Raw genomic sequence first — 12,606 nt, 5'->3', positions numbered from 1 at the left:
GTGCTCAAACTCTCCTTTCAAATTGGGGCTGTATTCACATTAGACTTTATAAATCCAATTCCAATAAATTATATTGATAAATAACTTTAAGTAATTTATTTGCATAGTTTGGGTCAGTAGCATATCCTCCGTCTAAAATGCCTTGTGCGTAATCAACTATACTCGTAACATCCTTAAGATATTTTTGATATCTGGGTGTTAATAATAGGTTTGCATGATCTACCATACTATCAAAATACGTTTTATATCTTGCGAATTTGGCATTTATAACGATTTTTTGTCCGTTTACATATTCCGTTGTATCCCAATTTACTGAACCTGCTGTACCTGTTCCTTTTATTCCAAATAAATTCTTTGCTTCAAAAGCTAGACCAGATAAACCATTATAATTTCCTGAACTTTCTAAAATGATCTGACCTAAAGTAATGGAGGCTGGAACACCCTTTTCCTGTTGTAGTTTTTGGGCATCTAGCACAAATGGAGTTATGATTGTTTTTATCATTTGAACATTACTATTATTATCATAATTATCAATACTACTGTTATTATTGATCAAAAAAAGGATTTTCTCTCCATTTTCTTGTAACAATTCAAGTGCTAATCTTTTTTCCTGTTCTTCCTTTTCCAGTTGTTTTTTCTTTTCCTCTAGAATACTAGACAACGCTTCTTTTTCCTTTTTATTGTTCACTTGGCTCGTTTTTATCGCTTCTAGTTCTCCTTTTTCTTTGATCGTAGATTCTTGTAACACTGCTACATTTTCTTTAATATCAATTACTTTATTTTGGTTAGCGATGTATGTTTCAATAAATTTTTTATCTTGATTAACAATTTTGTCATAGGCAACAAAATGATCGATGAACTCACCGAAACTATTAATAGAAAAGAGTACATTAAAAAAAGACATTTGACCTTTTGTTCGATAATAAGAAGATACCCTGTCTTTAAATTCTTCTTTTCTATTAGTAAGTAGAGTAGTGATTCTCTTTTCTTGCTTTTTTAAGCTTTCCATTTTCTGATTAATGTCATTTAATTCGTTGCTTTTTATTTGAATATTTGCATTTGATTCAATGATTTGTTGATTTAATTCTTTAATTTTTTTCGAAGTTGCTTCAATTTCTTCTTGGACTATAAGTTTTTTTTGTGTTACTTCCGATAAATCTGTTACTATTTGTAGTTGTGTTTGAACTTGTTGATTAGGTTGAGCGGTTTCTATTGGTTGTTGTACTTGTGCTTGTGGATCGGGTTGAACCTTTTCTATTTGTGGTTGTGTTTGTTGATTGGAATGAACCGTTTCAGCACTTGACGAAATAGGAGCAATAATTAAAGAAAGAAAACAAGTAAATAACAAAAATGTTTTATTACTCATATTGTTTTGATACTTCCTTTTTTAGTCTAAGGACCATAATTTTTTTCGTGATTAAAATTATATATACCCTGTGTAACTTGTATACCTTTGGTTCTGATATTAACAGAACAGGGCTTCAAATAAAATGTACATTTTGTAGCACCTTCTTAACAATTTTGTTTCAATAAGAGGGCAATGATTTCCAGGAACGATATCTATGCTGCACATATCAAAAAAGCACCCACTAAAATAGTGGATGCTTAAGAATATTAGTTAACTCCAACTGCAGTAAATGCCTGGGAAACTGTATTTGCTTCAGTAGAAGTTGCTCCGTAAAGATCCTTTGCAGCTTGCACAGCTCCGGCACGTGCCAGGCTGAAGTTTGTAGAAGATGTAAAGTAAGTTGTATTAGCCCGATAGAAAATAGCGCCTAATTTATCATTACCAATTCCAGTTACGGTTATTCCATAGTGAGTTCCACCCTGGCTGATAAGATATGCCGCTTTATTGATAATGCCGCTGTTCGTATGGACTCCACCGTTATCAGAAGTACCTGTATAACGTTTTGAGTAATGATCAGGGTCACCGTATTTAGTTGGGTCGCTCATCGAGCGGAGCGCATCATTGGGGTTATTTGGTGTATAGATGTCTTCCCCGATTTCAAAATCAGGTTTACGGTTATCATAGAACTCTACTAATGTTCCAAAAATGTCTGATACGGCTTCGTTCAAGGCGCCTGATTCATATTGGTATGTGAGGTTAGAGCTTTTCTCAGTTACAGCATGTGTCAGTTCATGTCCTACCACATCAATACCGCCGGAAAGTGGGATGAACGTAGTGCCATCTCCATCTCCGTATACCATCTGAGTACCGTTCCAAAAGGCATTATTGTAATTTCTAGAGTAGTGGACAGTAGATTTTAAAGCTGCTCCTGCATTATCAAAGGAATTTCTATTAAAGACATTCTTATAATAGTCATAGGTTACACCGGCATAGTAATGTGCATCAACTGCTGGAGCATCATAGGATGTATTTAGATTATCATCAAGATCCTTCCAAAGTGTTCCAGGAAGTACTTGACGGTTCTTACCATCATTGGTTAGAACACCTTGCCCTCTGGTATTATCCTGAAGATAGTAATACCCGCTGGATAATATAGTATGGATTGACTTTGTATCCCCAAGAACACCAATTCCAGTACCTGTTGTATTCGTTCCTGTTAGAGTAGGGTTTGGAGTAGCAGTATCAATGGCGTTATATTTGTTGACCACTTCTCCTGTTGCCGCATTTATAAAATAGTGAAAATTGCCTGGCTCAGGACTTAAGAAGTTAAGATTTACATGGTAAGCATAAATGGCCTGTTCTCCTGATGGATAAACAACTAGTTCGACTTTTGGAGCATACTCATACACGGGATTGTAGCCAAGGTCACTTTCAGCTGTTTCGATTGCTTGCTTCTCAGACTTATTTTTAGCAAAACTTTTTAGATCTTTTTTATCTAAATCCGGTACGACAACTCCGCTAAATGACTGGAGTACACCGTTCTCATCCACTCTTGCTACTTGATTGGATTCCCAAACTGGAACTCCTTCATATAGTTGCTGCAAGCGAAGAATCGTACCACCTAGTGGATCGGCTTCCTGTGATTTAACACTAAAAGATTGAGAGGCTGATTGACTACCAAATTTAAAGTTTTGCTTGTTTTGTTCAAGATAAGCAAGGACAATATCCTTTGGTGATTTTGAAGTAGGAGCGGTCAGTTTTCCAGTTTGGAAATAAGGTGTACCTGTTGCTTTGCTGAAATTATTAGTAACTTTGTTTGTCTGAGCAAAAGTAGTTGCACCAACCATTCCACTAAAAATCAGTCCTAAAGATAGTGCTAAGGAAACAGTTTTTTTCTTCAATAAAATTCCTCCTTTAGTTATTGTAATTTTCAATAGTTTCATAATAATGGAACTATTTGATTATTTATACAATATATAGGAAGGGATTTCAAACACAAAATTAGAGATTTGCAAAAAAAGGTACTTAATTCATATATAAAATCCAATTTTTGGAATAAGAAAGATTGTCCAAATATCTACTACCTAGATATAAAAATAGTTCTAAATTCCTAACTGTAAAATTAATAAAATACAAAAATTTATAAAGATAACAAAAGGACCTGCAATTTTGCGGCCCTTATTGTTGATAGTCCCAATATTTTAGTTGATCCATTTTGGAAGTTGGCACACTTTTCGTTACTTCTCCATTCTGATCCTTATATATTTCATATTCTCTATACGTTTCCACGATATAACCGTCAACCTTTTCTCTATTTTCTAATCTTTCCTCTATATCTGGTTTATCAGTGAAGGGAGTTTGATCCATTGGTTTTGCTATCACTGGTTCACTGGGCGAATAAGAATAATCCCTATTTAGAAAGGAATAGGGTGAATCAAGGTATGCCATAAAACCTATAAGGAAAAAGAGGATTAAAAATGCAGAAAATTGATTTTTCATTTTACCGCTCCTTTATTTCAAAATCTCTGAATACCATTTTATGCATGTCCGAAAATCATATGCCATTCAATTAAAAAAAGCTGGCAATTAGCCAGCTTTTACGGAAATTATGAAGTTGCCATTTTCCTAGATTTTACATAGTAAACTTGGAAGAGAATCAATGCTAGTACCGAGATGATTGTACCCGAAATATAAGGAAGTCCGATGGCTAGTGAAAATAGCCATCCTCCAAGTGGAGGTCCAACGATTCTTCCAAGTGAATCAAACGAAGAAAGCAAACCGGTTGCACTTCCATGTCCAGCTGTTGATGATTTTGTTAATATTGAAGAAATACTTGGGCGGATAACTCCGTTGCCAATCCCAAAGATGGTTAAATAAATGGCAGCAGTTGTGAAATTATCTACGAGTAAAATTAAAGCAAAGCCGATGGCTGAAATAATTATGCCAGTTTGAATAACCAGGTTTTCTCCGAACCTTTTTGTTAATGGGCCCATTAATCCACCCTGAACGAAAGCCCCAGCAAGTCCCATAATCATAAAAACATAACCCATTTGAGTTGCATCCATCCCAGCCTTTTTGGCAGCAAAATAAGCAAATGTTGTCTCTAACCCTGAAAGGGAAAGGGAGATGAATAATTGGAGAATAAATAAAAGTGATAGGTTTCCTTTAAAGGAATGCCATAAAGAATGTTTTTTCTCTGAGTGTTCACGTCTGCCTTCCGCTGTCGACGATTCTTTTAATAATAGGAAAACAAGAACTAAAGTAATGAGAGTTGAGACGCCGGCAATGTAAAAAGGGAGGTTCAAGCTGTTTTTGGAAAAAATACCTCCAATAGCAGGCCCAAAAACAAATCCCAAACCAATTGCAGCTCCAATAACGCCCATTCCTTTTCCACGATTTTCAGGAGTCGTAATGTCGGCAACGTATGCCATTGTTGTTGGCATATTGGCAGAAGATAGAAAACCGCCAATAATGCGGGCTGCAAATAACATCCATAATTTTGTTGAGATAGCCATAAGAAAGAAGGAGATGGCAAGTCCAAAAATACCTAACATCATGACTGGTTTTCGGCCAATCCGGTCAGAAATTCTTCCCCACATTGGTGCAAAAAGCAGTTGCATAAGGGAATAAACCGCCATTAACAGGCCAAGCTGAGTAGGGGTTGCCCCAATTTTCTCAGCATAAAATGGTAGCACAGGAATGATGATTCCAAATCCAACATAGACCAAAAACATGACGAGAAATAAGATGGGTAATGCCTTTTTTGATGTCATTTTTTCACTTCCTTCTGTAAAAATGAGGTATTTACCATTTAATGATATTATAACGTTCGAAAAGTATTACGGAAAAGAATATGTACTTTTTAATGTGTATTTTCTTACACATTGTTTATTTTCACCTTATCTCTCTAGTACTAAGAGAGGCACTTATCCGTGAAAAGATAAAAACTTTCCGCGAAAAACTCAACTATCTGCGAAAACAATATTTGGAAACAAATCACTTTTAAAACATTAACAAACATAATAAAATACAAAAAAACTGGACAAATTTCGTCCAGTCCTTATTTAACTGCTTTCCTTGTGCTTTCCGATGCAAAGTCAGCAATGATGACAAGAATCATGTAACATATTAACAACAGGGTAAGTTCCGTATATTGGAAGTAACTCATACTAAGCTTAAATTGCATACCGAGGCCACCAGCTCCGACAAATCCAACAACAATGGTTGTTCTCATGATGACTTCCCAGCGGTAGAGAATATATGTGAGAAACCTTGGCATTACAGTCGGAATGATTCCATAAAAAAGTATCTGCAATCGTGATGCACCTGCTGAAGCGAGGTTTCTGATCGGTCTTGGATCCATGTCTTCGATTACTTCTGCCCAAAGTTTTCCTAGTATCCCAAAGTTATGGAGAGCAAGAGCAATAGCACCTGGTAGAAGACCTGGTTTAAAGATGAAAATAATCATCATTGCCCAAACCAATTCTGGAACAGATCTTGAAAAAATATAAATGATGCGAACTAGGCCAAATAGGGGCAAGTTGTACCATTTTTTCGATGAGGTTAAAGTCCCATTTGCAATCGTTCTTGCAGCAGGAATGACTGTTAAAAATGCTGCAATTGTAGCAAAACCAATTGCCATGATACTCATTTCTAATGTCTCGAGGGTTAATTTTAACGCATCGGACCAGCTTTTATGATCAAGAAAGGCCGGATGAGGATTGTTTAGCCCGATCAATGAGCCAAAAAACCTTTTCGAATACTCAATATTTTTTTCGGATAATATATCAAACAAATGGGCATTTTGGCCAATCGTGATATAAACCCAAGACAAAGTGATGATGAGGAGGGTAAGGTAGAAAGATATCCAGCCACCAGATCCGAATTTTTTTGCCTTTTTTTGATCTGTTAACCCTTTCCTAACAATATTACTCCATCCATCAACCAACATAACTAACCCGATTAGAAAGAAAACAAATGTCCAAACTGCGTTATATTTTAAATCAGAGAGTGCTAGTTGAATTTGAAACCCAAGACCGCCAAGCCCAACAAAGCTCATAATTGCAGAAGAACGAATGGAGCATTCAAAACGGTACATGGTATAACTAATCATATCTGCTCGAACTAAAGGGAGATATCCGTAAATCAATGTCTGCAATCTCGAAGCACCGGTCACCTTTAGAGCTTTAATTGGTTCAACGGGGACATCATTTAACATATCTGCAAAAATACGTCCTAAAATACCACCATAGGGTATTGCAAGTGCTAAGATTGCTGCCCATGGCGAAAGCCCGATAGCTGTAACAAATAACCATGCCCAGATGAGTTCATGAATAGATCGTGTAAATCCCAAAATACCTCTAAAGAAAACTTTAGAACAGATGTAGGCTGTTTTGCTAGAGGTTAACGTTCCTGAGGCTAAAATCCCGATAATTAAGGCATATATAATAGCTAAGGACATTCCGGCAACTGAGTAAGCAAGGGTTGTCCACGCTGATTTTAGACCTAATAACAATAGGGCAGGGGACAAAATAGGATGGAAAAGGCCATGGAGAATTTGCATCAATGTGGGAATACCACCAGAATGGAATAAATTTGCATTCCATTTAATCGAGAACAAGCTCCAGATAAAAATTGCCATCAAAACTAGGGTAAGGCTGAATTTTCGATGCAATTGAAAAGAGGGTATATGCTTTTTCATCCTATTCCTTCTCCTTAAGCACGTAAAGGTCTGAGAGCAGGTTATCGGTTACTTTTTCAGTTGGTAGGTCAAAAAAAAGCTCACCATTTTTAAGAGCAATGATTCTTGTAAAATATTTTCGGGCGTACTCGACAGAATGTAAACTTGTAATCAATGTTTGCTTTTCCTCAGATACTAGTTTTGTCAACATACCTAAAATATCCTCTGCTCTTGCTGGGTCAAGGGAGGCAACTGGTTCATCGGCTAGGATTATTTCTGGTTTTTGCATAATCAGTCTTGCAAGTGCAACACGCTGTTGTTCACCACCAGATAAATTAGCTGTTAGTTCATATGTTTTATCTGCCAAACCAACTCTTTCAAGTGCCAGAAGTGCAGATCCCTTTTCCTGAGGTACCAATAGTGAAAACAATGATTTGAAAAGTCCCCATTGTGATAATTTTCCTGCTAGGACATTATGAATGACAGCAAGCTGATCGATTAAATCGAATTGTTGCCGAATGACACCCACTTTTTTAGCAAATCGCTTTCCACTTTTATATTTAGATAATGGTTTTCCATCAATAATTAATTCACCATTATTTAGAGAAACTAACCCGGCAATTGAGTTTAATAACGTTGTTTTTCCTGCTCCACTAGGCCCGATTAAGGCGATCAATTCACCTTTTTTGATGGTAAAAGAAAGGGAAGATATGGCTATCTTCCGCTCAAAGTGTTTCGATATATTTTTTGCTTCAATTATGATATTTGAAGACATATTTTCATACACCTACTACTTAATGATCTTTAATTCTTTAGCAACCTTTTGAATTTTATCATAGTTTGCATTGTTTGTTTCGACGAATTTATCAGTTTGGAAAAAGTCTGTAATATCTTTTTGCTTAGTTGTAATCGATAGAAGTGCATCCTTCACGTTTTTCTTTGTCCCTTTTCCAAAGACATCGTCAACATTGTTGTTGATAGTCCAGTTATAATCATAAAAAGATGGAGTCGTATAGAAAACTCTTACTTTATTTACATCTACTTTTTTATCTTTCACAGCTTCTTGCCAAACAGCTTCATTTAGTGCTCCTGCTTTAAAAGCACCAGATTCTACTAGTTTATATGTTGTATCATGTGAACCAGAGAAATTAGGTTTGCCATCAAAATCTTTATTCGGATCGATGCCAGCTTCCATTAAATAATAACGAGGCATTAGATGTCCTGAAGTAGAACTCTCACTGCCAAATGTAAAAGATTGACCTTTTAAATCTTCTAATTTATTAATAGTTGAAGCTTTTTGAGTGATAAAGACTGAATGGAATTCTGCATCACGCGGTCTTTGTGCAATTGATTCAGAACCTGGAGCAACACTTATCGCCTGAACACTCGTTAACCCACCAAACCAGGCAAGCTGTATTTCACCACGTTGAAATGCTGTCACTAATGCGGCATAATCGACGGATGGAACAAATTCAACTTTTAAACCAGTTTTATCGCTTAGGTATTTAGCAACTGCTTCCATACCATGTCCTAGATCAGTTGCATTTTGGTCAGGAATTGCTCCGATTTTTAAGACTTCTTTTGTCTTTGTATCTGTCTTTCCTTCTTTAGCTTTATCATTTGTTTGTCCGCATGCAGCTAATGAAAGTACAAGCAGGCCAAGGATTAATATAGAAATCCATTTTTTCATTAAAATACCACCTTAAGTTATATTAAATATGTAGAAACACACTTTGATTATTCTACAGTATTAGACTAATTATTCAATAAAACAATTCATTCATATTTTGAATTAATTCGCAGGGAATTGATTTGTTTTTTCTATTATACCGTAATAATATTATGTAAACTTTAGAAATGAGACGATAAATTAACGTTAGTTTTTGCGAAGGTAAGATATATATATGAAAAAACATCCCCCTGAAGTATGAAAAATTACAGGAGAGATGTTCTTTTTTAAAAGCCTAGCAAGTAGCTGATGATATTTTTCTTTTTAGTTTTTTTTGAAAGTCTTGGTTGATCATGAACTAAAGGTATATCGGTTTTTAGATCAGGCTTCATTTGGTTTTCAACTGTATTGACTCGCTCCATTAATGTTTTAACTTGATTCTGCAATTCTTCTAATTCCCCACGGTGATGTAGAAGTTGGTAGGAAGCAACAGAATCCGCTTTTGCATTTAGCTTACTTTCTAATTCTGTTACTTTAGATAATAACATTTCGATAACTTTGTCATTTTCGCCCGGTGCTTTAATTATCCCTTTTCTCGGTTTATTCCTTTGATCTGGGTTAATATCCTGAAGGGAGATTCCATTTTGAATTTGTTCCTGTATGCCTTTTAATAGGTCAATACCATCTTGGTTAAATAAATAATGCCCACGCTCATTCTTTTCCATTGGAAGCCCAAGTTGTTTTACCCAACGCTGTATCGTACTTTGGGAAACTCCTAAAAGCTTTGCAACATCACTTGTATACATTCCGATTCACCTCTAGTTAATATTTTTCCATAGGCGGTCTCGACGAGTTATTTGTAAATCATCTAGGCTGTAAAAGGAAAATATTTATTACCAAATCTGCCACCACTTTTTTTCCTTTGAAACAGCAGCATCTCTGTGGTTCGCCAACATTTCTTGAAATGCTAATTCCCTTTGTAAAATTTCAGCACGCAGCTGTTCCTGACCCTTGTTGAAGTTTGCACGATCACTTGCTAGAGCTTCGGTAAGTCCGAAAATATCGTTATTCGTTTCATCAAGATAATGGTTCAAGTTATCGGCTGAATTGGAAAGTTGTCTTGATAGGGTAGCAATTTGGTCTGATGTGCCTCGGGATATATTTGTAATCGTTTTTTCTAATGTATAAATTTCTTTAGACGTCCCTTTGGAAGCTAATCCTATGCTATTTGATAATGTTGCTAAATCTTCAGACGTTCCTTTAGAAGCTTCTATAATTTTGTCCGATAGGGTATCAGCAGTTTCTCTTGTTTGTTCCTCGACTTTATATACAGCATTCGATAGATCCTGAATTTCACACTTTGTATTTTCCGATGATTTATAAATGGCATCTGAGACATATTTCATCGTTTGCACGGATCCTTTTGATATCTCCTTTTTCACTTCATCTACTATTTCTTTTCGAACAACACTTCGAATCTCTTCTTTTACTTCTTGGATTACATTTTGTTTATAGATTTCCATGGCGTTAAAAAAGCTTTCTACATTCATCAAGGGGGCTTCCTCCACAATAGAAGGTGGGGAATCTGGCTCAGATAAAATTGCAATCGAGGTTTCTTGCGGTTCAATATCTAAGCTTTGTTCATTTAAAAAGTCTCGAACCATTTCAATCCTTTGATTTTTGGTCCGCATCGGTTTCATTTTTAACAACAATTCTATTTCTGAATTGGTATAAACTCTTGCACCACCTTTTGTGCGGGGAATTTTGAGAAATTCACTTAATTCGTTTTCCCATTTTTTTATCGTTCCTAGTGGGACATTAATTTTTTTTGAAACCTCTTTAATGGTATGAGTTTTCAACATTTAACGTCATCCTTTCAACCTTTTTCATGAATGCAGTTCTTTCATATTTTGATATAATGATTAATTCAATATCATATATGGCTTTTTCCTGCATGTTGACAAAAGCTATCAAAACTAGACCATATCTATGAAATAACAACAATTTTCACGAGATTATTCCGATTGAAAAATTGTAAAATATATTGTGATTTGTTGCAGAGGGCTGTAAAATAAAGGATGGAATTAATTGAGAGAGAAGGATTAGCATGTGGATTGCTACTGCTTTAGTTACTATGGTTTGTTTTGGAACAAATAATACGATTTTTAAATGGAGTACGGGAAAAGGGTTTTCAAAAGTACATATTCAGTTTTACTTTTATTTGATTGCTTTTATATTATCGGTAGGATACGGGTTTATTGTAGGAATTACACATTTCAACTTAATGACCATTTTACTAGGGTCAATGATTGGTATTTTAAATGCTAATGGAAATATCCAGATGTCCAAAGCGTTTGAAAAGGGACCAGCCAGCCTGACCTCGCCGTTAATTGGAACGAATACGATTTTTCCTATTTTAAGTGCTGGCCTTATATTTCATGAACATATTACTACCATACAATGGGTGGGGATCGTTTTAATGCTAGGCTCAGCAGTCGTGATCCAATACTCACCAAATTCGAAAGGGAATCATCACTATTTGCCGTGGTTAATCAGAGTGGTATTAGCTATTTTATCTTTTGGTGTTTTAGGGATTCTAATGAAAACTTCGTCTTATCTTCAGATAAACTCATTGAATACGTTGATTTGTATGTATGGTGGTGGGGGTATATACCTGGCCATTTGCAGTATAACTGGGAAAGAAAAATGGCTTCGATCTGAAGCTAGCACTGGTTCACTAGTAGGCTTAATAAGCATCATCGGATACAGCAGCTATTTTTATGCCCTTCAAACGGGAACTGCTAGCATTGTATTTCCGATTGTTAGTTTAAATTGTTTGGTTGTAGTCTTAGGAGGATACTGGTTCTTTAGGGAAAAATTAAAAGTGTATCAGGTAATCGGTGTTTTTTCTGCCATACTTGGGATTGTTTTTACGAAAATATAACCTATAATCCCATATTTTTTTCAAAGGCTTGCTGCTAATCTAATAAGCTATTATATTTATTTTATTGAAGATTTAACCTCCTTGATTATTCGAGAGCTGTATTAAAAAAGACGACTCTAAAATTCAATATGAATTTTAAGTCGTCTTTTTTGGCTAAGCAGAATTTATATCCATAAATTCTGCTGGCGCATAAGTGCAACTACGCCTAATCATCGCCCTTAGGGTCTCGCCAATCGGCGAGTTTTCTTTACATTGCCTATGTTAAAGTGCACTATTGATTTTGACACTCTGTTGATTGGAGTGGAAGGACGAGACTCCTGCGGGAGGACAACAACAATCATCTAGAAAACAGCAATATAAATAGAAATAACTATTTTTAGATAAAGGGAAAATAACTGTCTGTAGTAAGAAGGAATTTGTTGAGTTTTGTCGAATTTATGACAAAAGGAGATGATAGTATGAACCTTCCTACTGTGAATCAATCAAAAGCAAAATTGGTTCAACAACGTATTGCTGAATCTAATTATGCGAGTGAATTTTATCGTGAGATAGTAGAAATGATTCACACTTTTGAAATTGAACTCGATTCAGAACATGAAATAGGAGTGAGATTAGTTTCTTTTGGTCAAGCGGTTCAGTTTCATGTTGACCATCTTGGATATTATAATCCAAGTTTAATCAAATTCAAAGGAACATTAGACAATGGATCAAGAGTAGAATTGATTCAACATGTTAATCAAATAAGTTTTTTGTTAATGGCATTGCCAAAGCAAGTAAAAAGCCAACCAGCCAAGCGAATTGGGTTTAAACTATTGGAAGAAAAAATTGAAAAAGAGTCTTATGTAGAAGGAAGTCATGAAACGGAAACCGTCTAATGCTTTTATAAGGAATTTGCTATAAATGTTCAAGCTTGTTACTTTAAATTACATCAATGGGACACAAAAAGGAGTTATCATCTTGATAAC

General features: G+C 35.5%; 11 protein-coding genes. 2 read left to right on the top strand and 9 right to left on the bottom strand.

Annotation, left to right across the window (positions count from 1 at the left end):
* Positions 1–46: 46 nt before the first annotated feature.
* From RCG20_RS02650 to RCG20_RS02610, 9 genes are all read right to left on the bottom strand, one after another.
* The gene (locus tag RCG20_RS02650; protein WP_308182686.1) at positions 47–1,366 is read right to left on the bottom strand and encodes a glucosaminidase domain-containing protein; all 1,320 of its coding nucleotides are present in this window, start codon (positions 1,364–1,366) and stop codon (positions 47–49) included.
* Between the two features lie 248 nt (positions 1,367–1,614).
* Positions 1,615–3,249: a M4 family metallopeptidase gene (locus RCG20_RS02645; RefSeq protein WP_308182685.1), complete on the bottom strand. Its 1,635-nt coding sequence runs from the start codon at positions 3,247–3,249 to the stop codon at positions 1,615–1,617.
* A gap of 277 nt (positions 3,250–3,526) precedes the next feature.
* The gene (locus RCG20_RS02640) at positions 3,527–3,847 is read right to left on the bottom strand and encodes a hypothetical protein (protein ID WP_308182684.1); all 321 of its coding nucleotides are present in this window, start codon (positions 3,845–3,847) and stop codon (positions 3,527–3,529) included.
* Between the two features lie 107 nt (positions 3,848–3,954).
* A complete protein-coding gene (locus RCG20_RS02635) occupies positions 3,955–5,121 on the bottom strand; it encodes an MFS transporter (RefSeq protein WP_308182683.1) in 1,167 nt (388 codons plus the stop codon).
* Positions 5,122–5,408: 287 nt separating this feature from the next.
* A complete protein-coding gene (locus RCG20_RS02630) occupies positions 5,409–7,049 on the bottom strand; it encodes a PhnE/PtxC family ABC transporter permease (RefSeq protein ID WP_308182682.1) in 1,641 nt (546 codons plus the stop codon).
* 1 nt (position 7,050) lies between these two features.
* Entirely contained in the window at positions 7,051–7,803 is a 753-nt protein-coding gene (locus RCG20_RS02625) for a phosphonate ABC transporter ATP-binding protein (RefSeq protein WP_308182680.1), read from the bottom strand.
* Positions 7,804–7,818: 15 nt separating this feature from the next.
* Positions 7,819–8,718 carry a putative selenate ABC transporter substrate-binding protein gene (locus tag RCG20_RS02620; protein WP_308182679.1) on the bottom strand — a complete coding sequence of 300 codons (900 nt, stop codon included), beginning with the start codon at positions 8,716–8,718 and terminating at the stop codon, positions 7,819–7,821.
* 266 nt (positions 8,719–8,984) lie between these two features.
* Complete coding sequence (locus tag RCG20_RS02615) at positions 8,985–9,503, bottom strand: MerR family transcriptional regulator (RefSeq protein ID WP_308182677.1); 519 nt, start codon at positions 9,501–9,503, stop codon at positions 8,985–8,987.
* An 87-nt stretch (positions 9,504–9,590) separates the two neighbouring features.
* The gene (locus RCG20_RS02610) at positions 9,591–10,559 is read right to left on the bottom strand and encodes a MerR family transcriptional regulator (protein ID WP_308182676.1); all 969 of its coding nucleotides are present in this window, start codon (positions 10,557–10,559) and stop codon (positions 9,591–9,593) included.
* Between the two features lie 245 nt (positions 10,560–10,804).
* On the opposite strand from RCG20_RS02610, the gene RCG20_RS02605 reads away from it, so the two are divergent.
* Entirely contained in the window at positions 10,805–11,641 is an 837-nt protein-coding gene (locus RCG20_RS02605; RefSeq protein WP_308182674.1) for a DMT family transporter, read from the top strand.
* Positions 11,642–12,060: 419 nt separating this feature from the next.
* Positions 12,061–12,516: a DUF6173 family protein gene (locus RCG20_RS02600; RefSeq protein ID WP_308182673.1), complete on the top strand. Its 456-nt coding sequence runs from the start codon at positions 12,061–12,063 to the stop codon at positions 12,514–12,516.
* Positions 12,517–12,606: the final 90 nt, after the last annotated feature.

The organism is Neobacillus sp. PS3-40 (genome assembly GCF_030915485.1).
Classification (GTDB): domain Bacteria; phylum Bacillota; class Bacilli; order Bacillales; family Cytobacillaceae; genus JAUZPL01.
This window is presented reverse-complemented; position numbering and strand designations above follow the sequence as displayed.